At 58.8% G+C, this 23,059-nt stretch carries 23 protein-coding genes and 1 pseudogene; 15 read left to right on the plus strand and 9 right to left on the minus strand.

Annotation, left to right across the window (positions count from 1 at the left end; translation table 11 throughout):
• Window positions 1-127 precede the first annotated feature (127 nt).
• Window positions 128-1,621: an aldehyde dehydrogenase gene (locus KGB06_RS26820; protein WP_223521197.1), complete on the minus strand. Its 1,494-nt coding sequence runs from the start codon at window positions 1,619-1,621 to the stop codon at window positions 128-130.
• Between the two features lie 225 nt (window positions 1,622-1,846).
• Between KGB06_RS26820 and KGB06_RS26825 the strand changes: the two genes are divergently transcribed.
• Complete coding sequence (locus tag KGB06_RS26825; protein WP_223521198.1) at window positions 1,847-2,209, plus strand: cupin domain-containing protein; 363 nt, start codon at window positions 1,847-1,849, stop codon at window positions 2,207-2,209.
• Between the two features lie 187 nt (window positions 2,210-2,396).
• On the opposite strand, the gene rpmG is transcribed toward KGB06_RS26825, so the two are convergent.
• The gene (rpmG, locus tag KGB06_RS26830; protein ID WP_007894709.1) at window positions 2,397-2,552 is read right to left on the minus strand and encodes a 50S ribosomal protein L33; all 156 of its coding nucleotides are present in this window, start codon (window positions 2,550-2,552) and stop codon (window positions 2,397-2,399) included.
• 11 nt (window positions 2,553-2,563) lie between these two features.
• The gene (gene rpmB, locus KGB06_RS26835; RefSeq protein ID WP_007894701.1) at window positions 2,564-2,797 is read right to left on the minus strand and encodes a 50S ribosomal protein L28; all 234 of its coding nucleotides are present in this window, start codon (window positions 2,795-2,797) and stop codon (window positions 2,564-2,566) included.
• Between the two features lie 446 nt (window positions 2,798-3,243).
• Here rpmB and KGB06_RS26840 point away from each other — a divergent pair, with 446 nt between their 5' ends.
• Window positions 3,244-4,833, plus strand: coding sequence for an ABC transporter substrate-binding protein (locus KGB06_RS26840; protein WP_223521199.1), 1,590 nt, complete (start codon window positions 3,244-3,246; stop codon window positions 4,831-4,833).
• Between the two features lie 131 nt (window positions 4,834-4,964).
• On the opposite strand, the gene radC is transcribed toward KGB06_RS26840, so the two are convergent.
• Window positions 4,965-5,639: a RadC family protein gene (radC, locus tag KGB06_RS26845; RefSeq protein ID WP_223521200.1), complete on the minus strand. Its 675-nt coding sequence runs from the start codon at window positions 5,637-5,639 to the stop codon at window positions 4,965-4,967.
• A gap of 136 nt (window positions 5,640-5,775) precedes the next feature.
• Between radC and coaBC the strand changes: the two genes are divergently transcribed.
• The 4 genes and pseudogenes from coaBC (at window position 5,776) to argB (ending at window position 10,035) form a co-directional block, all read left to right on the plus strand.
• Window positions 5,776-6,984 (plus strand): bifunctional phosphopantothenoylcysteine decarboxylase/phosphopantothenate--cysteine ligase CoaBC, encoded by a 1,209-nt coding sequence (coaBC, locus tag KGB06_RS26850; protein ID WP_223521384.1) that lies wholly within the window; start codon window positions 5,776-5,778, stop codon window positions 6,982-6,984.
• A 5-nt stretch (window positions 6,985-6,989) separates the two neighbouring features.
• Entirely contained in the window at window positions 6,990-7,445 is a 456-nt protein-coding gene (gene dut / locus KGB06_RS26855; protein ID WP_027926354.1) for a dUTP diphosphatase, read from the plus strand.
• 268 nt (window positions 7,446-7,713) lie between these two features.
• Window positions 7,714-9,090 (plus strand): annotated as a pseudogene (locus KGB06_RS26860) (phosphomannomutase/phosphoglucomutase); the annotation flags it as partial.
• 39 nt (window positions 9,091-9,129) lie between these two features.
• A complete protein-coding gene (gene argB / locus KGB06_RS26865) occupies window positions 9,130-10,035 on the plus strand; it encodes an acetylglutamate kinase (protein ID WP_046030681.1) in 906 nt (301 codons plus the stop codon).
• Between the two features lie 162 nt (window positions 10,036-10,197).
• Here the strand turns inward: argB and pyrE are convergent, their stop codons facing one another.
• Window positions 10,198-10,842 (minus strand): orotate phosphoribosyltransferase, encoded by a 645-nt coding sequence (pyrE, locus tag KGB06_RS26870; RefSeq protein ID WP_077748578.1) that lies wholly within the window; start codon window positions 10,840-10,842, stop codon window positions 10,198-10,200.
• A gap of 82 nt (window positions 10,843-10,924) precedes the next feature.
• Here pyrE and KGB06_RS26875 point away from each other — a divergent pair, with 82 nt between their 5' ends.
• The gene (locus KGB06_RS26875; protein WP_007934608.1) at window positions 10,925-11,704 is read left to right on the plus strand and encodes an exodeoxyribonuclease III; all 780 of its coding nucleotides are present in this window, start codon (window positions 10,925-10,927) and stop codon (window positions 11,702-11,704) included.
• A 130-nt stretch (window positions 11,705-11,834) separates the two neighbouring features.
• On the opposite strand, the gene gltS is transcribed toward KGB06_RS26875, so the two are convergent.
• The 3 genes from gltS to rph form a co-directional block, all read right to left on the minus strand.
• Window positions 11,835-13,040 (minus strand): sodium/glutamate symporter, encoded by a 1,206-nt coding sequence (gltS, locus tag KGB06_RS26880; protein ID WP_223521201.1) that lies wholly within the window; start codon window positions 13,038-13,040, stop codon window positions 11,835-11,837.
• Window positions 13,041-13,490: 450 nt separating this feature from the next.
• Complete coding sequence (locus KGB06_RS26885) at window positions 13,491-13,859, minus strand: DUF4870 domain-containing protein (protein WP_223521202.1); 369 nt, start codon at window positions 13,857-13,859, stop codon at window positions 13,491-13,493.
• Between the two features lie 28 nt (window positions 13,860-13,887).
• Entirely contained in the window at window positions 13,888-14,610 is a 723-nt protein-coding gene (gene rph / locus KGB06_RS26890) for a ribonuclease PH (protein WP_071552787.1), read from the minus strand.
• Between the two features lie 269 nt (window positions 14,611-14,879).
• Here rph and KGB06_RS26895 point away from each other — a divergent pair, with 269 nt between their 5' ends.
• The 7 genes from KGB06_RS26895 to KGB06_RS26925 all read left to right on the plus strand — a co-directional run bounded on the left by KGB06_RS26895 (window position 14,880) and on the right by KGB06_RS26925 (window position 20,989).
• Window positions 14,880-15,743, plus strand: coding sequence for a YicC/YloC family endoribonuclease (locus tag KGB06_RS26895; protein ID WP_223521203.1), 864 nt, complete (start codon window positions 14,880-14,882; stop codon window positions 15,741-15,743).
• A gap of 12 nt (window positions 15,744-15,755) precedes the next feature.
• On the plus strand, window positions 15,756-16,376 hold the full coding sequence (gene gmk, locus KGB06_RS26900; RefSeq protein WP_223521204.1) for a guanylate kinase: 621 nt from the start codon (window positions 15,756-15,758) through the stop codon (window positions 16,374-16,376).
• Between the two features lie 167 nt (window positions 16,377-16,543).
• Complete coding sequence (rpoZ, locus tag KGB06_RS26905) at window positions 16,544-16,807, plus strand: DNA-directed RNA polymerase subunit omega (protein ID WP_007894670.1); 264 nt, start codon at window positions 16,544-16,546, stop codon at window positions 16,805-16,807.
• 57 nt (window positions 16,808-16,864) lie between these two features.
• Entirely contained in the window at window positions 16,865-18,970 is a 2,106-nt protein-coding gene (spoT, locus tag KGB06_RS26910; RefSeq protein WP_223521205.1) for a bifunctional GTP diphosphokinase/guanosine-3',5'-bis pyrophosphate 3'-pyrophosphohydrolase, read from the plus strand.
• 25 nt (window positions 18,971-18,995) lie between these two features.
• Window positions 18,996-19,376, plus strand: a complete 381-nt coding sequence (locus tag KGB06_RS26915) for a RidA family protein (RefSeq protein WP_003229509.1) — start codon at window positions 18,996-18,998, stop codon at window positions 19,374-19,376.
• A 56-nt stretch (window positions 19,377-19,432) separates the two neighbouring features.
• Window positions 19,433-20,173: a hypothetical protein gene (locus KGB06_RS26920; RefSeq protein ID WP_223521206.1), complete on the plus strand. Its 741-nt coding sequence runs from the start codon at window positions 19,433-19,435 to the stop codon at window positions 20,171-20,173.
• Between the two features lie 81 nt (window positions 20,174-20,254).
• Window positions 20,255-20,989, plus strand: coding sequence for a hypothetical protein (locus KGB06_RS26925; RefSeq protein WP_223521207.1), 735 nt, complete (start codon window positions 20,255-20,257; stop codon window positions 20,987-20,989).
• A gap of 51 nt (window positions 20,990-21,040) precedes the next feature.
• On the opposite strand, the gene KGB06_RS26930 is transcribed toward KGB06_RS26925, so the two are convergent.
• Complete coding sequence (locus tag KGB06_RS26930; protein ID WP_223521209.1) at window positions 21,041-21,898, minus strand: SDR family oxidoreductase; 858 nt, start codon at window positions 21,896-21,898, stop codon at window positions 21,041-21,043.
• A gap of 189 nt (window positions 21,899-22,087) precedes the next feature.
• Between KGB06_RS26930 and exbB the strand changes: the two genes are divergently transcribed.
• Window positions 22,088-23,056 carry a tonB-system energizer ExbB gene (gene exbB, locus KGB06_RS26935; RefSeq protein ID WP_223521211.1) on the plus strand — a complete coding sequence of 323 codons (969 nt, stop codon included), beginning with the start codon at window positions 22,088-22,090 and terminating at the stop codon, window positions 23,054-23,056.
• The last annotated feature ends 3 nt before the right edge of the window (window positions 23,057-23,059 follow it).

Raw genomic sequence — 23,059 nt, forward strand, 5'->3', positions numbered from 1 at the left:
ACAAACCAATGTGGGAGCGAGCCTGCTCGCGAAGAGGCCAGCACATTCAACATCACTGTTGACTGATACACCGTCTTCGCGAGCAGGCTCGCTCCCACAAGGGATCTACGTCGTTAAGAAAACCGACTTACAACTTGATCCAGGTCGCCTTCAGCTCGGTGTACTTGTCGAACGCGTGCAGCGACTTGTCGCGGCCGTTACCGGACTGCTTGAAGCCACCGAACGGCGCGGTCATGTCGCCACCATCGTACTGGTTGACCCAAACGCTACCCGCACGCAGCGCACGGGCGGTCAGGTGAGCCTTGGAGATGTCCTTGGTCCACACCGCTGCGGCGAGGCCGTACGGCGTGTCGTTGGCAATCGCGATAGCTTCTTCGGCGGTGTCGAAAGCAATGACCGACAACACTGGCCCAAAGATTTCTTCCTGAGCGATTTTCATCGCATTGCTCACACCGTCGAAAATCGTCGGCTCAACGTAAGTGCCACCGGTTTCCTGAAGCGTGCGCTTGCCTCCGGCCACCAGTTTGGCGCCATCGGCATGACCCGACTCAATGTAGGACAGCACGGTGTTCATCTGCTGGGTATCGACCAGCGCGCCGACGTTGGTCGCCGGATCCAGTGGGTTGCCCGGTTTCCAGGTTTTCAGGGCCTCGATCACCAGCGGCAGGAATTTATCCTTGATCGAACGCTCGACCAGCAGGCGCGAACCGGCGGTGCACACTTCGCCCTGGTTGAAGGCGATGGCGCCGGCAGCGGCTTCGGCAGCGGCTTGCAGGTCCGGGGCATCGGCGAACACGATGTTCGGGCTCTTGCCGCCGGCTTCGAGCCAGACGCGCTTCATGTTCGACTCGCCCGAGTAGATCAGCAATTGCTTGGCGATCTTGGTCGAACCGGTGAACACCAGCGTGTCCACATCGTTGTGCAGGGCCAGGGCCTTGCCGACGGTGTGACCGTAACCTGGCAGCACGTTCAGCACGCCTTTCGGAATGCCGGCTTCAACGGCCAGCGCAGCGATGCGAATGGCCGTCAGCGGAGATTTTTCCGACGGCTTGAGGATCACCGAGTTACCGGTGGACAGCGCAGGGCCGAGTTTCCAGCAGGCCATCATCAGCGGGAAGTTCCACGGCACGATGGCACCCACAACACCGACCGGCTCGCGAGTCACCAGACCCAGCTGATCATGCGGGGTGGCCGCGACTTCGTCGTAGATCTTGTCGATGGCTTCACCGCTCCAGCTCAGGGCTTGCGCCGCGCCGGGAACGTCGATGTACAGGGAATCGCTGATCGGCTTGCCCATGTCCAGGGTTTCAAGCAGCGCCAGCTCTTCTGCATTTTGCTTCAACAGGCCGGCGAAACGGATCATGGTGGCTTTGCGTTTGGTCGGCGCCAGGCGCGACCAGACGCCGGAATTGAAGGTGGAGCGAGCGTTTTCAACAGCGCGCTGGGCGTCGGCGGCGTCACAGCTGGCAATCTTGCCCAGCAGACGGCCATCGACCGGGCTGATGCACTCGAAGGTCTCGGCGGAGACAGCATCGGTGTATTCGCCATTGATGTAGGCGCGGCCTTCGATCTTCAGATCGCGAGCCCGTTGCTCCCAATCGGCACGAGTCAGGGTGGTCATTCGAGTGTCCTCCTCTTATTGAATACGAACGCTGCGCGGTCTTCGCGGGCGCTGTCAGGAATTCTGCCCGGCCAGCCTGCTTTTCGGCCCAAGGCAACTGTCACCCTAAACCAGCGGCAGGTGAAGTTTCAATATATTTGACATAAGGCCGTCAAACGGCCTTGCGATGTTCATTTTAATAAACATAGACTTTGATCTTTCAGGCAATCACGGGAAATTACAACAATGAATATCCAGGATGTCGTCGACTTCAGCCAGGCCACGACCGCGCCCGAGCGCTATCGGCCGGACCCGATGAAAGTCCTCAAGGGCGACCCGGAACAAGCGGTGTACAACCACTACAACAGCCCGTGCGGGCAGTTGAATGCTGGCGTTTGGGAAGGTGCAGTCGGGCAATGGACCGTGAATTTCACCGAACACGAATACTGCGAAATCGTTCAAGGGGTTTCAGTGCTGCGTGACAACGACGGCAACAGCAAAACCCTGCGCGCAGGTGACCGCTTCGTGATTCCGGCCGGGTTCCGGGGCACCTGGGAAGTGCTGGAGCCGTGCCGCAAGATTTATGTGGCGTTTGAGCAGAAGGCCTGAAGATTCAGGTTGTCCTGGCTGACCTCAATCGCGGGCAAGCCATGCTCCTACAGCGATCTGTGTCGATCACAAAACCTGTAGGAGCGAGGCTTGCCCGCGATGAGGCCCTGTCAGGCCCCACAATTCAGGCAACAAAAAAGGCCCGTATCTCGCGATACGGGCCTTTTTCGTAAGAGGGAAAAATCAATTACTTGATTTTGCCTTCTTTGTAGATCACGTGCTTGCGAACAACCGGATCAAATTTCTTGATCTCGATTTTGTCCGGGGTAGTACGCTTGTTCTTGTCGGTAGTGTAGAAGTGACCAGTACCGGCGCTCGAAATCAAACGAATCAATTCACGCATGATTAGCTCCCTTAGATCTTGCCGGCTTTGCGGATTTCGGCCAGCACGACAGTGATGCCACGCTTGTCGATGATACGCATGCCTTTGGCAGATACGCGCAGACGCACGAAACGTTTCTCTTCTTCAACCCAGAAGCGGTGATGCTGCAGGTTCGGCAGGAAACGACGACGGGTTTTGTTGTTTGCGTGGGAAATGTTATTCCCAGTCACCGGACCCTTACCGGTAACTTGACATACTCTCGACATGCCTCAGCCCTCTAAAACCACATGCCCAACCCGGCATGGGTTGGCCGCTTAATCTCTCAGTCATTTGGCGCCAGGCGCCGCGTTTCTTTAGAGGTCTTACCGGCTACACCTACAGTGAAGGAACCGGGCCCCTAGAAAAGAGCGCTGCTTTATACCAGAAAGACTGGAGAGCAACAACATTCCGTGTGCACAGACTTCATAAAAACCCCGTTTTTCGGGCCACGAGCGCCCTGGATAAAGGCTATCGTCGATAAAGACCACTCGTCGCAGAGAATCGGCCAACCCGCCGATTCAGGATTTTTTTCAGCCCATGCCCACTGAAAACAATCGCACATACTCCCCTTAAAATGAAAAAGGGGATAGTCATTTGCAAAAGAGCCTACTAGGGTAAGCCTTTTCCAGACTGCACTTGCAGATGGGCCTTCGATCTGTAAAGGAATCCGACCATGCGCCTCGCTGCCCTACCCCTCTTGCTCGCCCCATTGCTGCTGGGCCCACAGGCCATGGCCGCGGCCCTGACTGTCTGCACCGAGGCCAGTCCTGAAGGGTTCGACGTGGTGCAATATAACTCGCTGACCACCACCAACGCCTCGGCCGACGTGCTGATGAACCGCCTGGTGGACTTCGACACCGCCAGCGGCAAAGTGGTCGCCAGCCTTGCGGACAGCTGGGAGGTCACGCCCGATGGCCTGACCTACGTGTTCAAACTGCATCCGCAGGTGCCATTCCACCGCACCGAATACTTCAGCCCGACGCGTGACCTGACCGCCGAAGACGTGATCTTCAGCTTCGAGCGCATGCTCGACCCGGCCAACCCGTGGCACAAAGTCGCCCAGAGCGGCTTCCCGCATGCGCAATCGATGCAATTGCCCGTGTTGATCAAGAAGATCGACGCACTGGACCCGCTGACCGTACGTTTCACCCTCGATCACCCGGACTCGACCTTCCTCGCCACCCTGAGCATGGGGTTCGCCTCGATCTACTCAGCCGAGTACGCCGACAAGCTGATGAAGGCCGGCACGGCGGAAAAACTCAACAGCCAGCCAATCGGCACCGGCCCGTTCGTGTTCACGCGCTTCCAGAAAGACGCGTCGATTCGCTACAAGGCCAACCCGGACTACTTCGGCGGCAAACCTTCGGTGGACCCGTTGATCTTCGCGATCACCCCGGACGCCAACGTGCGCTTGCAGAAATTGCGTCGCAATGAGTGCCAGATCGCCCTGTCGCCCAAGCCTCTGGACGTACAGGCCGCACTGAAAGAGCCAGAGCTTAAAGTGGAAAAAACCGACGCGTTCATGACCGCTTTCGTCGGCATCAACAGCCAACATCCTCCGCTGGACAAGCCGGAAGTGCGCCAGGCGATCAACCTCGCCTTCGACAAGGCCAACTACGTCAAAGCCGTGTTCGAGGACACCGCCGAGCCCGCCAACGGCCCGTACCCGCCGAACACCTGGAGCTACGCCAAAAGCTTGCCGGGTTACCCGCACGACATTGAGAAGGCCAAGACTTTGATGGCCAAGGCCGGCCTCAAGGAGGGCTTTCAGACCACCATCTGGACCCGCCCTTCCGGCAGCACGCTGAACCCCAACCCGAGCCTCGGCGCCCAACTGCTGCAGTCCGACCTCGCGCAAATCGGTATTCAGGCCGAAATCCGCGTCATCGAGTGGGGCGAGCTGATCCGCCGCGCCAAGGCCGGCGAGCATGACCTGCTGTTCATGGGTTGGGCAGGCGACAACGGCGATCCGGACAACTTCCTCACACCGCAGTTTTCCTGCGCAGCGGTCAAGTCCGGCACCAACTTCGCCCGCTACTGCAATCAGGACCTGGACAAGCTGATCAGTGCTGGCAAGACCACTGGTGAGCAAGGTGTGCGCACCAAGCTCTATGAGCAGGCGCAGGCGCAGATCCAGCAGCAGGCGCTGTGGCTGCCGTTGGCGCACCCGACGGCGTTTGCGCTGACGCGCAAGGATGTCGAGGGTTATGCGGTGAGCCCGTTTGGCCGCCAGGATTACTCGAAGGTCAACCTCAAGCCATAAGCACCAACACAAATCCTTGTAGGAGCTGGCTTGCCAGCGAAGGCAGCGGCACATCCAGCATCGATGTGACTGACACACCGCTTTCGCTGGCAAGCCAGCTCCTACAGGATCTTGCTTGACTCCCCTTCCTCCTACATCCACCCGTACTCGGCCATGGACAGCGGGTCGCCGTCGCCGATGATGAAATGGTCGAGCACCCGCACATCGATCAGGCCCAGCGCCTCCTGCAGGCGCTTGGTCAGCAATCGGTCGGCCTGGCTGGGGTCGGAGTTGCCCGACGGATGGTTGTGGCACAGGATCAGCGCAGCGGCGTTGTGAGCTAAAGCACGCTTGACCACTTGGCGCGGATAAACGCTGGTGTTGTCGATGGAGCCGCGAAATAGCACTTCAAAAGTCAGCACTTGATGCCTGGAATCCAGAAACAGACAGCCGAACACCTCGTGGGGCTCGTGGCGCAGCATCGATTTCAGGTAATCCCGAACGGCCTGCGGATTTTCCAGCGCTGATTTTTTGCGTGCGCACTCGGCCAAATGCCGCCGGCCCATCTCCTGCGCCGCTTGCAACTGAGCGAATTTCGCTGGCCCGAGCCCCAGTTGCCTGCTGAACGCGACCTGATCGGCCTCAAGCAATGAGCGCAGGCTGCCAAACTGATTCAACAGGTGTCGAGCCAGGTCCACCGCGCTTTTACCCGACACGCCGGTCCGTAAAAAAATCGCCAGCAATTCGGCGTCTGAAAGACTTGCCGAGCCCAACTCAAGCAGCCTCTCCCGCGGTCGCTCCGCCGCCGGCCAATCACGAATACTCATAGCACCTCCCTGGAATATGGGCGCCGCTGTTCCGTAGCTGTCGCTGTGATATCGTAGCCCATCTTTTTTGCTGGCGATTTCATCCCTGGGGAGGGGGTCTCGCCATGCAGTCATCAACGAAATGAAAGGCAGACCTATGCAGCGGCTGTATCGGAAACGCATCGTTCTGGGCGTCGGCGGCGGCATTGCTGCCTACAAGAGTGCCGACCTGGTTCGCCGCCTGATCGACCAGGGCGCCGAAGTGCGCGTAGTCATGACCCGTGGCGGCAGCGAGTTCATCACCCCGCTGACCATGCAGGCCTTGTCTGGACACCCGGTTCACCTCGACCTGCTGGACCCGGCGGCTGAAGCTGCAATGGGCCACATCGAGCTGGCCAAATGGGCCGATATGGTGCTGATCGCCCCCGCTACCGCGGACCTGATCGCCCGTCTGGCACAGGGCATTGCCGACGACCTGCTGACCACGCTGGTGCTGGCCACCGACGCCGTGGTCGCTGTCGCCCCGGCGATGAACCAGGCCATGTGGCGCGATCCGGCGACCCAGGCCAACCTGCAAACCCTCGAAAGCCGCGACATCAAAGTCTTCGGCCCGGCCTCCGGCAGCCAGGCCTGCGGCGACGTTGGCCTGGGCCGCATGCTCGAAGCCGTCGAACTCGCCCAGTGCGCGGCGGACTGCTTCCAGCGCCAGGCGCTGACCGGCAAACACGTGCTGATCACCGCCGGGCCGACCCAGGAAAACATCGACCCGGTGCGTTACATCACCAACCACAGCTCCGGGAAAATGGGCTTCGCCCTGGCCGAAGCCGCGGTAGAAGCCGGTGCCCGCGTAACCCTGATCACAGGCCCGGTGCACCTGCCAACGCCGGATCGCGTCACGCGCATCGACGTGGTCAGCGCCCGCGACATGCTCGCCGCCTGCGAAGCCGCGATTCCTTGCGACCTGTTCATCGCCTCGGCAGCGGTCGCAGACTACCGTCCGGAAGTCGTGGCCCCACAGAAACTCAAGAAAGACCCTACGAACGGCGACGGCTTGTTGCTACAGATGGTGCGCAACCCGGACATCCTGGCCACCATCGCCATGCGCCCCGACCGTCCGTTCAGTGTCGGTTTCGCTGCCGAAACCGAACACTTGCTTGACTACGCTGCCCGCAAGTTGAAAGACAAGAACCTCGATTTGATCGTCGCCAACGACGTCGCCAACCCGAGCATTGGCTTCAACAGCGAAGAAAACGCCTGCAGCGTGATCGACCGTGAGCTTCACGCCACACTTTTCGCCCAGACCAGCAAGAGCAAGATTGCTCGCCAGCTGATCACTTTTATCGCCGAACGTCTGAACCAGGTTTAATTTACATGCACGCTTTGCAAGCCAAGATCCTCGACCCCCGCATCGGTACCGAATTCCCGTTACCGCAGTACGCCACGCCAGGCTCCGCCGGCCTCGACCTGCGCGCCATGCTGGAAAAAGACATTGTCATCAAACCGGGTGAAACCGTGCTGATCCCGACCGGCCTGTCGGTCTACATCGGTGATCCGGGCTTGGCTGCCCTGATTCTGCCGCGCTCTGGCCTGGGTCATAAGCACGGCATCGTGCTGGGCAACCTGGTCGGCTTGATCGACTCCGATTATCAGGGCCCGTTGATGGTGTCCTGCTGGAACCGTGGCCAGACCGAATTCACCATGGTCGTTGGCGAGCGTCTGGCTCAATTGGTGCTGGTACCAGTGGTTCAAGCGCATTTCGAGATGGTCGAAGAATTCGTCGAAACCCAGCGCGGCACGGGCGGTTTCGGACATTCCGGCAGCCATTGATGACTTCATTGTGGGAGCGAGCCTGCTCGCTCCCACAGGTTTGTTGCTGAGGTAGCACAAGCTTCATTTGAAAGTTTTATTGCTGAAAATCAAGGCATTGCCGGCCATATACTTGCCGGAGTTAGTGACATGGCCTTTTCGCACCACGAACTCTCTGTGAAAAACGCCGTCATACCCTTCAGTTTGAGCCGGCCAAGCGTACCAAGCAGGCCTGTCCAGTCACTTTCGAGATGGAGCATTCCTACAGATGAACACCCCCGCCCAAGTCGCACCCAAGTTCCCCGACAGCATCTTTCGCGCCTACGACATTCGCGGCACCGTCCCGGAGTTCTTGAACGCTGAAACCGCTTACTGGCTCGGCCGCGCCATTGGCGCCCAAAGCCTGGCGCAGGACGAGCCCAACGTTTCCGTTGGTCGCGACGGCCGTCTGTCCGGTCCGGAACTGGTCGAACAACTGATCAAAGGCCTGGCCGATGCCGGTTGCCATGTCAGCGACGTCGGCCTGGTGCCAACGCCTGCGCTGTACTACGCCGCCAACGTACTCGCCGGTAAATCCGGGGTGATGCTCACCGGCAGCCACAACCCGTCGAACTACAACGGCTTCAAGATCGTCATCGCTGGCGACACCTTGGCCAACGAACAGATCCAGGCCCTGCACGACCGCCTCAAGACCCACAACCTGAGCAGCGGCAAAGGCAGCGTGACCAAGGTCGAAATCCTCGACCGCTACAACACCGAAATCGTCCAGGACATCAAACTGGCCCGTCGCCTGAAAGTCGTGGTCGACTGCGGCAACGGCGCGGCCGGCGTGATCGCCCCGCAACTGATCGAAGCGCTGAATTGCGAAGTCATCCCGCTGTTCTGCGAAGTCGACGGCAATTTCCCGAACCATCATCCAGACCCGGGCAAGCCTGAAAACCTCGTCGACCTGATCGCCAAGGTCAAGGAAACCAAGGCCGACATCGGCCTGGCCTTCGATGGCGATGGCGACCGTGTTGGTGTGGTGACCAACACCGGCAGCATCGTCTACCCGGACCGCTTGCTGATGCTGTTCGCCCGCGATGTTGTGGCGCGCAACCCTGACGCGGAAATCATCTTCGACGTCAAATGCACCCGTCGCCTGATTCCGCTGATCAAGGAATATGGCGGTCGTCCGTTAATGTGGAAGACCGGTCACTCGTTGATCAAAAAGAAAATGAAACAATCCGGCGCGCTGTTGGCCGGTGAAATGAGCGGGCACATCTTCTTCAAGGAGCGCTGGTTCGGTTTCGACGATGGCATTTACAGCGCCGCGCGGCTGCTGGAGATCCTCAGCAAGGAAAAATCCACCGCGCAAGAGCTGTTCGAGACCTTCCCGAACGATATTTCTACGCCTGAAATCAATATCCATGTGACCGAAGAGAGCAAATTCAGCATCATTGATGCACTGCACGATGCGAAGTGGGGCGAAGGCGCTGACCTGACCACCATCGACGGCGTGCGAGTCGACTACGCCAAAGGCTGGGGCCTGGTGCGCGCCTCCAACACCACACCGGTGCTGGTGCTGCGTTTCGAGGCCGATGATGAAGCTGAATTGCAGCGCATCAAGGACGTGTTCCACACCCAGCTGAAACGTGTTGCACCTGACCTCCAACTACCGTTTTGATTGATTGAAGCGCATTTTATTGAAGTGCCGGAGCCCTGAATGACCCTCGAACGCGAAGCCGCCGCCAACACCGCCAAGGTCCTGTCCGAAGCGCTGCCTTACATTCGCCGCTATGTCGGCAAGACGCTGGTGATCAAATACGGCGGCAACGCGATGGAAAGCGAGGAGCTGAAAACCGGCTTCGCCCGCGACATCGTGCTGATGAAAGCCGTGGGCATTAACCCGGTGGTGGTTCACGGTGGCGGCCCGCAAATCGGCGACCTGCTCAAGCGTCTGTCGATCGAGAGCCACTTTGTCGATGGCATGCGCGTCACCGACGCCGCGACCATGGACGTGGTGGAAATGGTCCTCGGCGGTCAGGTCAACAAGGACATCGTCAACCTGATCAACCGTCACGGCGGCAGCGCCATCGGCCTGACCGGTAAAGACGCCGAGCTGATTCGCGCGAAAAAGCTCACCGTCACCCGCCAGACCCCGGAGATGACCCAACCGGAAATCATCGACATCGGCCATGTTGGCGAAGTAGTCGGCATCAACACCGATCTGCTGAACCTGCTGGTAAAAGGCGATTTCATCCCGGTAATCGCGCCTATCGGTGTTGGCGCCAACGGTGAGTCCTACAACATCAACGCCGACCTGGTGGCCGGTAAAGTCGCCGAAGCGTTGAAAGCTGAAAAGCTGATGCTGCTGACCAACATCGCCGGCCTGATGGACAAGTCGGGCACGGTCTTGACCGGCCTGACGACCCAGCAAGTCGACGATTTGATCGCCGACGGCACCATCTATGGCGGCATGCTGCCGAAGATCCGTTGCGCGCTGGAAGCGGTTCAGGGCGGTGTTGGTAGCTCGTTGATCATTGATGGTCGGGTTCCGAATGCGATTTTGCTGGAGATCTTCACCGATACTGGTGTGGGTACGTTGATCAGTAATCGCAAGCGCCCTTAAGCAGTACATACAAAAAGACCCCGCTCAGCCTGGCTGAGCGGGGTCTTTTTTTGCCTGCGATCCCTGTGGGAGCAAGGCTCGCCCGCGATGAACGATAACGCGGTGCATCTGATACACCTCGGCGTATCAATCGCGGGCAAGCCTTGCTCCTACAGGTCGGTGCTAGACGCCGAACTGGGCGCGGTATGCCTCTACGGCCGGCAAATGCTGCTTGAGCTGCGGATCGTCCGCCAGGAATTCGAGCACCTGGTTCAGCGAAACGATGCTGATCACCGGAATGCCGAAGTCACGCTCCACTTCCTGGATCGCCGACAACTCACCGTTGCCACGCTCCTGACGGTTCAGGGCGATCAGCACGCCCTTGGCCTTGGCGCCGTCCTGGGAGGCGATGATCTGCATCACTTCACGTATTGCGGTGCCGGCGGTGATCACGTCGTCGATGATCAGCACGTCGCCGGTCAGTGGTGCGCCGACCAGGCTGCCACCTTCGCCGTGGGCCTTGGCTTCTTTGCGGTTGAAACACCACGGCAGATCGCGCCCGTGATGTTCGGCCAGGGCCACGGCGGTGGTCGCTGCCAGCGGGATGCCTTTGTAGGCCGGGCCGAACAGTACGTCGAACGAAATACCGCTCTCGACGATGGCTGCCGCATAGAAACGACCCAGCTGTGCAAGGGCCGAACCCGTGTTGAACAGGCCGGCATTGAAGAAGTAAGGACTGGTGCGCCCGGACTTCAGGGTGAACTCACCGAAGCGCAAAACGCCGCGATCGATGGCAAAACGAATGAAATCGCGCTGATACGCTTGCATGAAAAAAACCCCAAATACCACGGATTTAGCTAATTAGGTTGACGCCGTGTATCATACACGCACGCGATTTTTGGGGCCATTTATGCGGATCATCAGTGTGAACGTCAATGGTATTCAGGCTGCAGTCGAGCGTGGTTTGCTCAGTTGGCTGCAAGCACAGAATGCCGACGTCATCTGCCTGCAGGACACCCGCGCCTCCGCCTTTGAACTGGACGATCCAGCCTTCCAACTGGATGGCTACTTCCTTTATGCCTGCGAAGCCGAAGTTCCTGCCCAAGGTGGCGTGGCTTTGTATTCGCGGTTGCAACCGAAGGCAGTCATCAGCGGTCTCGGCTTCGAGACGGCCGACCGCTACGGGCGTTACCTGCAAGCCGATTTCGACAAGGTCAGCATCGCGACCTTGCTGCTCCCTTCGGGGCAGAATGGCGATGAAGACTTGAACCAGAAGTTCAAGCTAATGGACGACTTCGCCCGTTATCTGGATAAACAGCGACGTAAACGTCGCGAGTACATTTACTGTGGCTCGCTGTACGTGGCGCAACAGAAGCTGGATATCAAGAACTGGCGTGACAGCCAGCAATCTCCGGGCTTCCTGGCACCTGAACGTGCCTGGATGGACGAGATTGTCGGCAACATGGGGTATGTCGATGCCCTGCGCGAAGTCAGCCGTGAAGGCGACCAGTACAGCTGGTGGCCGGACAACGAACAGGCTGAGATGCTCAACCTGGGCTGGCGTTTCGACTACCAGTTGCTGACCCCGGGCCTGCGCCGCTTTGTTCGTAGCGCACGCCTGCCACGTCAGCCACGGTTCTCGCAGCACGCACCGCTGATCGTGGACTACGACTGGACGCTGACCATCTAAGCCCTTTTTCGCAGACAAAAAGCGGACATCGCTCAGACCTGTGAAAATCCGGCAGTCAGCCAGCCAAAAAAAAATGCCCGTATCGCAAGATACGGGCATTTTTTATGGATCGTTAACAGTGATCGAACCTTCAAGCAGCGGCAAAGAACGGCAGCGCAAGGTACAACTTGATCACGATGACATTAATGATGTCGATGAAGAAAGCCCCCACCATTGGCACCACCAGGAACGCTATCTGCGAAGCCCCGAAGCGCTGTGTCACCGCTTGCATGTTGGCGATGGCCGTTGGCGTGGCACCCAGACCAAAACCGCAGTGCCCTGCCGCCAGTACCGCCGCATCGTAGTTGCTACCCATGACCCTGAACGTCACGAAAATCGCAAACAGTGCCATGACCAACGTTTGCGCTGCCAGGATGATGAAGAACGGCAAAGCCAGTGAAGCCAGATCCCACAACTTGAGCGACATCAGAGCGATCGCCAGAAACAGCGACAAGCTGACATTCCCCAGCACGGAGACTTCACGCTCAAACACTTGATACAAGCCAAGTGCTGAAAGCCCGTTCCGTAAAACCACACCCACGAACAAGACGCAAACGAAGGTCGGCAACTCAAATGCGGTTTCGCGCAGCGCGCCATTCAGGAGAGAGCCTGCCAGCAGGCTGACCGCGATCAGAGCGAGTGTCTCGATAAACGTAAATGGCGTGATCGAGCGCTCTTTGTTCGGCTGCTCAAAGCCCTTTGGCATCCGTGGTTTTTCTTGCTCAAAGCCGGGTGTCTGGACACGCTTGATGAGCAGGCGAGCGACCGGACCACCAATCAAACCGCCCAGCACCAAGCCAAACGTCGCAGAGGCCATTGCAAGTTCAGAGGCGGAAGCCAGACCAAACTTCTCACTGAACGTCGCTCCCCACGCCGCGCCTGTACCGTGACCGCCCGACAACGTAATCGAGCCGGTCAGCAGACCCATCAAGGGATCGAGCCCCAACGCCTTTGCGAGCCCGATACCCATGGCATTCTGGACCACCAAAAGCCCAGTGACGACCAGTAGAAAAACCCCCACTACACGCCCGCCTTTCTTCAAGCTGGCGAAGTCTGCACTCAAGCCAATGGTGGCAAAGAACGCCAACATCAAGGGAGTTTGCAGTGAAGTATCAAACCGGACTTCAATGTCAAAGGTGCGCAAAGTCAACAGAACCAGGGCAACCACCAAGCCGCCTGCTACGGGCTCCGGGATATTGTAGGCGCGTAAAAAACCAACACGGGCGACAAGTCCGCGCCCCAGTAACAGTACTAAAGAGGCGGCCACAAGTGTTCCGTAAAAATCGAGCTGAATCATTGGGATATTCTTGGATATATATTCAGGGGCGAACTTTTTACCTGGACACGCCCCTTGAACAGGTTGATTGTCTCAACACTGATTGGTTTAGATTCAAGGACCGTCAATGGTCTGAATATATCGAAATATTTCTTGATGAAATTTACTTGCGGCAACTTTATCAACCACCAAGTCGAGTTGCCAGCGCATAGGCAGTGATGAAGCTTTGCAGTTGTGACTAAAAGTGTAAGAGCGACATATATACATGCGCGGTAAATATTTACGGCGCCTGAATACCGCAAATGGCAACCACCATAAATGGCTAGAGAAATTAATCTGTTGTTACAAAACAAATGCCCCGAGAGTTCGGGGCATTTGTTTTAAACCGCGGCTAACTGCGTTTTCACACAGTCTGAATGCTGTGGGTTGCTTGTGCGCACTGACTTTTCAATGCGGGAGCCGCGCTGGTCGTTATTTGATCAGGCGCCAGGTGAATGGGTAACGATAGGGAAACCCTTCATTAGCCTTCACGCCAGCAATGATCGTCAGCACCAACGCACCAATCGCAACCAGACCCAACAGGAAGAACCCGACGATCACCACCATCAGCAAGAAGCAGATAGCGGAAGCAATGGCGACGGTGATCTGAAAGTTCAGCGCTTCCTTGCCCTGCGCATCAACGAACGGGTCCATCTCACGCTTCATCTGCCAGAGAATCAGCGGGCCGATCAGCGTACCGAACGGAATCCAGATCCCCAGCAAGGCGGACAAGTGACAAAACATCGCCCACTGCCGAACTTCTTTGCTCGGGGTGGGAAGAACCTGTTGCTCGTCACTCATAACGCCCTCCTTGTGTGGTTCCATCCGATCAGTCGGCCAGTGCAGCCTTCTGCAAGTCGAAGATTTCGGTCATGCCTTTCTTCGCCAGTTCCAGCATAGCGTTCAGCTCTTCAGGCTGGAATGGTGCGCCTTCGGCAGTGCCCTGGACTTCGATGAAGCCGCCCGTGCTGGTCATCACCACGTTCAGGTCGGTCTCGGCAGCAGAGTCTTCCAGGTAGTCGAGGTCAAGCACAGGCTCGCCCTGATACATGCCCACGGAAACGGCAGCGATCATTTGCTTCAACGGGTCGCCGCCTTTCAGGCCGCCGCGCTTCTTGATCACTTTCAAGGCATCGACCAGCGCAACCATGGCGCCGGTGATGGACGCGGTGCGGGTGCCGCCGTCAGCCTGGATCACGTCGCAGTCGACGTAAAGGGTGACGTCGCCCAGCTTGGACATGTCCAGCGCAGCGCGCAGGGAACGACCGATCAGGCGCTGGATTTCCAGGGTACGGCCGCCTTGCTTGCCGCGGCTCGCTTCACGCTGGTTACGCTCGCCGGTGGCGCGCGGCAGCATGCCGTATTCGGCGGTCAACCAGCCTTGGCCCTGACCTTTGAGGAAACGCGGTACGCCGTTTTCGACGCTGACGGTGCAGATGACTTTGGTATCACCGAACTCGACCAGTACAGAACCCTCGGCGTGTTTGGTGTAGTTGCGGGTAATGCGGATCGAGCGGAGCTGATCGGCAGCGCGACCACTTGGACGTTTCATAGGGAATACCTGTACGGGGGACGGAAAACTGCCGAGCATTATAGAGCCGCCGGCCACGACTGGGCACTTCTAAAAAATTCACCCGACGACCGAAGGCCCTGAACCGCGCTTTGCCGACGGCTTGCAGCCCTTTGTCACAGCGTGTGTTTGGGCGCATCCGCCCCACTGCGCTACAATCCTGCGCCTTTGCTGCCTGTCGGCTTTCATTCACAGATATCGGGTCCGCGAAACCTTTGGTAACGCATCGACCTGACTTGCGAGGTACCTCCATGGTGCACAGCATGACCGCCTTCGCCCGCGTTGAAAAAGCCGGCACCCAAGGCACCCTGAGCTGGGAACTGCGCTCGGTCAACAGCCGCTACCTGGAGCCGCACTTGCGCCTGCCGGAATCCTTTCGCGACCTCGAAGGCGCAGTCCGCGAGGCCCTGCGCCAGGGCATCTCCCGGGGCAAGCTTGAGTGCACCCTGCGTTTCACCGAAGAAAACACCGATAAACCGCTGCAAGTGGACCGCGAGCGCGCCGCACAATTGGTCGCCGCCGCCGAGACGATCGCCGGTCTGATCAAAAATCCAGCAGCGCTCAACCCGCTGGAAGTGCTGGCCTGGCCCGGCGTGCTGGTGGGTGATGCCACCGACCCGCAAGCCTTGAATGCCGAAGCATTGGCGCTGTTCAACGAAGGCCTGAAAGAGCTCAAGGCTGGCCGCGAGCGCGAAGGCGCGGAGCTGGCACGGCTGATCAACGATCGCTTGACCTCCATTGAAGAAGACGTCGTCACCCTGCGCGAACTGGTTCCGCAGATGCTCGCCACCCAACGCCAGAAAATCCTCGACCGCTTCGCCGACATGAAGGCCGACCTGGACCCGCAGCGGCTGGAGCAGGAAATGGTCATGCTCGCGCAAAAGAGCGACGTCGCCGAAGAACTGGATCGCCTGAGCACTCACATCATCGAAGTTCGCCGGGTGCTCAAATCCGGTGGCGCTGCTGGTCGGCGCCTGGACTTCCTGATGCAGGAACTCAACCGCGAAGCCAACACACTGGGCTCCAAAGCCTTCGACCCGCGCAGCACCCAAGCGGCGGTCAACCTCAAAGTGTTGATCGAGCAGATGCGCGAACAAGTGCAGAATATTGAGTAAGGCAAACCCGACATGACCCACAGCACCGGCACCCTGTACATCATTTCCGCCCCTTCGGGCGCGGGCAAGAGCAGCCTGGTCAAGGCCTTGACCGACGCAGATCAGGAGATCCGTGTCTCGGTCTCCCATACCACCCGCGCCATGCGCCCCGGTGAAGTGAATGGCGTGAATTACCACTTCGTCGACCGCAGCGACTTCGTGAAGATGATCGAGCACGGGGATTTCCTGGAGCGCGCCGAGGTGTTCGGCAATCTCTACGGCACTTCGCAAAGCCATCTGCAGCAGACGCTGGACGAAGGCCACGACTTGATCCTGGAAATCGACTGGCAGGGTGCAGAGCAAGTACGCAAGTTGATGCCCCAGGCGCGCTCGATCTTCATTCTGCCGCCGTCCCTGCAAGCCTTGCACCAGCGCCTGAACAATCGCGGCCAGGATAGCGAAGAGGTCATAGATGGCCGGATGCGTGAAGCCGTCAGCGAAATGAGCCACTACGTCGACTACGACTACCTGATCATCAACGACGATTTCGCCCACGCCTTGAGCGATTTGCAGGCGATATTCCGCGCCAATCAGCTGCATCAAAAGCGTCAGCAGCAGCGTAACGGAAAACTTTTGGCCGAATTGCTCGGCTAAACAGCACTTCCCAAAACTGCTGCAAGGGCTTTACATTGGCACTTGCAGCGCGTTGAAGGGCTTGGTCAAAAAATCAGCGCTTCCCTAATCGCTGGTGATTTTTTAAACTGTCTAGTCCGCTCGCCCACCCGGGCAGCGCGCATATTGCATTCGCTCCGAGGAATACCATGGCCCGCGTAACCGTTGAAGACTGCCTGAACCACGTGGAAAACCGTTTTGAACTGGTCATGCTGTCCACCAAGCGTGCCCGTCAACTGGCCACCGGCGGCAAAGAGCCACTGGTTCAGTGGGAAAACGACAAGCCTACCGTGGTAGCGCTGCGTGAAATCGCTGAAGGCCTGATGAGCTACGAGTTCATCGCCAATGCTGAAATCGTCGAAGACGAACCGCTGTTCGCAGCGTTCGAGGACGAGTCCAACGAGGCCGTCTAAGCCTATGCCTGGTCGACGTAGCACGGCGCGGGGTCACAGCTTACGGCAGGAATTATCATGCCGAGCATAGACGCCCTCGCCGATCGCTTATCGACCTACCTCGGCAAGGACCAGGTCAACCTGGTCCGCCGAGCGTATTTCTACGCCGAACAAGCCCACGACGGTCAACGCCGGCGTAGCGGTGAGGCGTACGTCACGCATCCTCTTGCGGTGGCGAATATTCTTGCCGACATGCACATGGACCATCAGAGCCTGATGGCCGCGATGCTGCATGACGTGATCGAAGACACCGGTATTGCCAAAGAGGCGCTGCAAGCGCAGTTCGGCGAAACCGTGGCCGAACTGGTCGACGGGGTCAGCAAACTGACCCAGATGAACTTCGAGACCAAAGCCGAAGCCCAGGCGGAAAACTTCCAGAAAATGGCCATGGCCATGGCACGCGACATTCGCGTGATCCTGGTCAAGCTCGCCGACCGTTTGCACAACATGCGCACGCTGGAAGTGCTGTCCGGTGAAAAACGCCGGCGGATCGCCAAGGAAACCCTGGAAATCTATGCGCCCATCGCCAACCGGCTGGGCATGCACGCCATCCGCATAGAATTCGAAGACCTCGGCTTCAAGGCCATGCACCCGATGCGTTCCGCTCGGATCAACCAGGCGGTCAAACGCGCCCGGGGCAACCGCAAGGAAATCGTCAACAAGATCGAAGAGTCTCTCAGCCACTGCCTGGCCATCGACGGCATTCAGGGCGAGGTCAGCGGTCGTCAGAAACACCTCTACGGCATCTACAAGAAAATGCGCGGCAAGCGTCGGGCCTTCAACGAGATCATGGACGTGTACGCGTTCCGGATCATCGTCGACAAGGTCGACACCTGCTATCGCGTGCTGGGTGCTGTACATAATTTGTACAAACCGTTGCCGGGGCGCTTCAAGGACTACATCGCGATCCCCAAGGCCAACGGCTATCAGTCGCTGCACACCACGTTGTTCGGCATGCACGGTGTTCCGATCGAGATCCAGATCCGCACCCGTGAAATGGAAGAGATGGCCAACAACGGCATCGCCGCCCATTGGCTGTACAAATCCAGCGGCGATGAGCAGCCAAAAGGCACGCATGCCCGCGCCCGCCAGTGGGTCAAAGGCGTGCTGGAAATGCAGCAACGGGCCGGCAACTCGCTGGAATTCATCGAAAGCGTGAAGATCGACCTGTTCCCGGACGAGGTCTACGTGTTCACGCCCAAAGGCCGGATCATGGAGCTGCCCAAAGGCTCCACGGCGGTCGACTTCGCTTACGCAGTGCACACCGACGTGGGCAACAGCTGCATTGCCTGTCGGATCAATCGTCGTCTCGCACCGCTGTCCGAACCGCTGCAAAGCGGCTCCACGGTCGAGATCGTCAGCGCTCCCGGCGCTCGGCCGAACCCGGCATGGCTCAACTTCGTGGTCACCGGCAAGGCGCGGACGCACATCCGCCATGCGCTAAAACTGCAACGCCGCTCCGAGTCCATCAGTCTCGGCGAGCGTCTGCTGAACAAGGTACTGAACGGCTTCGACAGCTCGCTGGAAAAAGTCGCCGCCGAGCGCGTCAAGGCGATGCTCGCCGAGTACCGCCTCGAATTGATCGAAGACTTGCTGGAAGACATCGGTCTGGGTAATCGCATGGCTTACGTGGTCGCCCGCCGCCTGCTCGGCGAAGGCGAACAGTTGCCAAGCCCGGAAGGTCCGCTGGCGATTCGCGGCACCGAAGGCCTGGTACTCAGTTACGCCAAATGCTGCACGCCGATCCCGGGCGACCCGATTGTCGGTCACCTGTCCGCCGGCAAAGGCATGGTTGTGCACCTGGACAACTGCCGCAACATCAGCGAAATCCGCCACAACCCGGAAAAATGCATCCAGCTCTCGTGGGCCAAGGATGTCACCGGCGAATTCAACGTCGAACTGCGTGTCGAGCTGGAACACCAACGCGGCCTGATCGCGCTGCTGGCCAGCAGCGTCAACGCGGCCGACGGCAATATCGAAAAAATCAGCATGGACGAACGCGATGGTCGCATCAGCGTGGTCCAACTGGTGGTCAGCGTGCACGACCGCGTGCATCTGGCCCGCGTGATCAAGAAACTGCGTGCCTTGACCGGGGTGATTCGCATCACCCGCATGCGTGCGTAAAGCCCACTCTTACAAGGAGTCATTCATGACCAAGACTGTTATCACCAGCGACAAGGCCCCGGCCGCCATCGGTACTTACTCCCAGGCGATCAAGGCTGGCAACACCGTTTACATGTCGGGTCAAATTCCTCTGGACCCAAAAACCATGGAACTGGTTGAAGGCTTCGAAGCCCAGACCGTCCAGGTGTTCGAGAACCTCAAAGCCGTGGCCGAAGCTGCCGGTGGTTCGTTCAAAGACATCGTCAAACTGAACATCTTCCTCACCGACCTGAGCCACTTCGCCAAGGTCAACGAGATCATGGGCAAGTACTTTGACCAACCTTACCCTGCCCGCGCCGCCATCGGCGTAGCGGCCCTGCCAAAGGGTTCGCAGGTTGAAATGGATGCCATTCTGGTCATCGAGTAAACGTGCGGCGCAGCCTTCTAAAGGCTGCGCCGATCTTGCCTTGAAAGGATTCCACCATGCGCCATGCGCTAGCTCTCTCGCTGGTCGCCCTACTCTTGGGCGGTTGTGCCAGCAACCCTGCCGACCGTGACATCAGCGGCACCTGGATCAATCAGGAGGCAATTGATGCTGCAGCCAAAGGCGGCCCTCTGCGCGAAGCGCTCCAGGCCTATGGCCCGAACCTGGAATGGGACATCAACACCAAGGCCGGTCAGGCCCGCTACACCAATGGTTTTGAAAATGTCGACGGCAAGCTGCTGGGCGAACAGTCCGGCGCCTGGAAAATCGACTTTTACGGCAGCTCCGGCAGTGAGCTGAAACGTGACGGCAAGCAACTGAGCCAGTCCGCAACCGAGAACGAGTCGGAGCAAGTCTTCGACCGCGCGCAGGTCCAGGTACCGGAAGGTGCACCGATTGGCGCGAGCTTTGAACGTGCGTTGTACTCGGCCTACATGGGCGGCAGCTGGAAAATCGTCAGCGGTCAGGGCGAAGGCAATACCGTGCAATTCCAGGCCGACGGCCAGATTGCCGGTCTTCCGGGCGCTGATCGTTATGCCCTGTGCCTGGCCGGTGATTGCGCGTCGATGAGCGGCGGCAACGACAACATGTGGCTGCAACTGAACGGCCAAGGCAACACCTGGATCTTTGCGCGCAAGGGCAAGGAACTGGAAATCCTCCAGGCGGTGAACACCGCACAGGCGGATGAAATGCCGCAGTTCACCCCGGGCGACCGCAAATGGTTGCTGGAAAAACAGTGATACAGAATACAGGAGCCTACGGGCTCCTTTTTCTTTAGCCTGCACCGTCGAATTCTTTGCCCCCCCTTTCAAGGATTGATCATGCGCCCACTGCTTTTCCTTGGGCTGTTGCTGCTCGGCGGCTGCACCTCTATGCCCGCAGAAACGGACATCAGCGGCATCTGGATCAATCAGGCGGCCATCGATGCGGCGGCCCAAGGCCGGTCTTTACATGAATCCTTAAACACCCATGGCCGGAATCTGGAGTGGGACATCAACACCCACACCAGCAAGGCGCAAGTGAGCAGCGGTTTTGAGATGGGTGAAGGCCAACTGCTGCAAAAGTCACCCAATGCCTGGACCGTCGACTACAACGGCTATGGCACTGACGAGCTGCGCCTGGATGGCAAGCGACTGACTCAACTGGCCAAGGAGCACGTCCCCCAGCAGGTGTTCAGTCGCCCCAGCAAGACCACCAAAACGCATACAAAGTGGGGTAGCACCTTCAGGAGCGCCCTGAACGCCGCTTACATGGGCGGGCAATGGAAAATCATCGACAGTCACGGAACAGGCCAAATGGTCGTGTTTACGGAAGATGGCCATGTTTCAGGGTTACCGGGAACCGATCGTTACGAGTTATGCCTGGACGGTGATTGCGCCAGCCAAGGCGCAGGCAATGACACCATGTATCTGGGCACGGGTGACCGTAGTGGCGCATGGATTTTCGTTCGTAAAGGCAAGCAACTGGAGATTTTCCAGGCAATCAATAAATCCCGGACAGACGAAATCCCCCACTTCACCCCCGGCCCACGCCAGTGGCTGCTGGTAAAACAATGATCCAATAACAAAGGCGCCCGCAGGCGCCTGTTGTTTAGAGGCTCCCTCAGCTCAACTCCCCTGGGCAAGTACCGCGGCATAGCCTTCGCGGTAACTTGGGTACTTCGGCGTCCAGCCCAAGGCTTTGGCCCGCGCATTACTGCAACGCTTGCTCCCCGTACGTCGCACGCTCGAGTCTTCATCCCATTCGGTCACGCCCAGGTACTCCCGCAACCACCCCACCACTTCCGCCAGCGGTGCAGGCGCATCGTCGACGCCGATAAAAACATCATCCAGCGCCACACCGCGACGATCTGCCTCAAGCAGATACGCCATCAACCCCGCCGCGTCGTCGGCGTGAATACGGTTGCCATAAAGCGGCGGATCGACCGCCACGCGATAACCCCGCCGCACCTGAGTCAGCAGCCACTCACGGCCAGGACCGTAAATACCGGTCAAGCGCACAATGCTCGCCGGAATGCCGCTTTTGAGTGCGACCTGCTCAGCCTCCAGCATCAGTCGACCTGAATAGCCTGCGGGAACGGTCGGCGAGGACTCGTCGACCCACTCGCCCTCCTGCTGGCCATACACACTGCTGCTGGAAACAAACAGCAGACGATCGGGCACCTGACCGTAGTCGTTCAGCCAGTCCAACACATGCTGCAAGCCCTGCACATAAGCCGCGCGATATCCGGCTTCATCTTGGTCGGTGGCCGCCGCGCAATACACCAGGTAATCCACCGCACCGACTGGCCAGGTCGCCGGGCAGTCTTCATTGAACAAGTCGCCGGCAACGCCAATGACTCCCTCGGGCAGGCGCGAGATGTCACGCCTCAGGCCATGAACCTCCCACCCGCCAGCCACCAATTGCGTGGCCAGACGACTGCCGACATCACCGCAACCGGCGATCAAAACTGAGGGTGTGGACATCAGAAAACTCCCATCGGAAAGACACAGACTAGCGCCAACAATGGACGAGCGGCTAGCAATGCAAGAAAAAAAGAGACTCTATTACTTTTGTTAACAAGAATTACTTGCAATAATGCACGCCACTTTTGTTCTCGACCTCACGAGGCCTGGAAGAACATTAACCGTCTTTTTCTCTCAGGTCCGGCCAGCATGACACGCAATCAATTCTCCGCTTCGCCAACCAAAAGCCCTCGCGCCTGGCGTGCAGTGGCTGCTCTGTTGCTCAGCCTGATGCTGGCACCGACCGCCGCTTTCGCTGACGCACAAGCACCCGCCACGCCGGCCACCGCCGTGGCGCCAGCACCAGTCGATCCTGCCGCCCCAGTCGCCGCTCCTGCCGCGACCGATCCGGCTCAGGCTGTAGCCGCCGAAGATGTTCCCGAAGTGCTCGAAGCCGATAACACCCTGGGCATGGCCCATGACCTGTCGCCGTGGGGCATGTATCAGAACGCCGATATCATCGTGAAAATCGTGATGATCGGCCTGGCCATCGCCTCGATCATCACCTGGACCATCTGGATCGCCAAGGGCTTTGAGCTGATGGGCGCCAAGCGTCGTCTGCGCAGCGAAATCGTCCACCTGAAAAAAGCCACCACCCTTAAAGAAGCCAGCGCGACAGCCACCAAGGAAGGCACTCTCGCCAACTTGTTGGTGCATGACGCCCTGGAAGAGATGCGCTTGTCGGTCAACAGCCGCGAGAAAGAAGGCATCAAGGAACGTGTTGCCTTCCGTCTCGAGCGACTGGTGGCTGCCTGCGGTCGCAACATGAGCAGCGGCACCGGCGTTCTCGCCACCATCGGTTCCACCGCACCGTTCGTGGGCCTGTTCGGTACCGTGTGGGGCATCATGAACAGCTTCATCGGCATCGCCAAAACCCAGACCACCAACCTCGCTGTTGTGGCACCCGGCATCGCCGAAGCCCTGCTGGCGACCGCGCTGGGTCTGGTTGCAGCGATCCCGGCCGTGGTGATCTACAACGTTTTCGCCCGCTCCATCGCGGGTTACAAGGCACAAGTGTCCGACGCCTCGGCTGAAGTCCTGCTGCTGGTCAGCCGTGACCTCGATCACCTGCCGACCACCGAGCGCTCCATGCAACCGCACATGGTCAAAGTAGGGTAATCA

Origin of the sequence: Pseudomonas sp. GL-B-19, assembly GCF_019956415.1 — a bacterium.
GTDB lineage: Bacteria > Pseudomonadota > Gammaproteobacteria > Pseudomonadales > Pseudomonadaceae > Aquipseudomonas.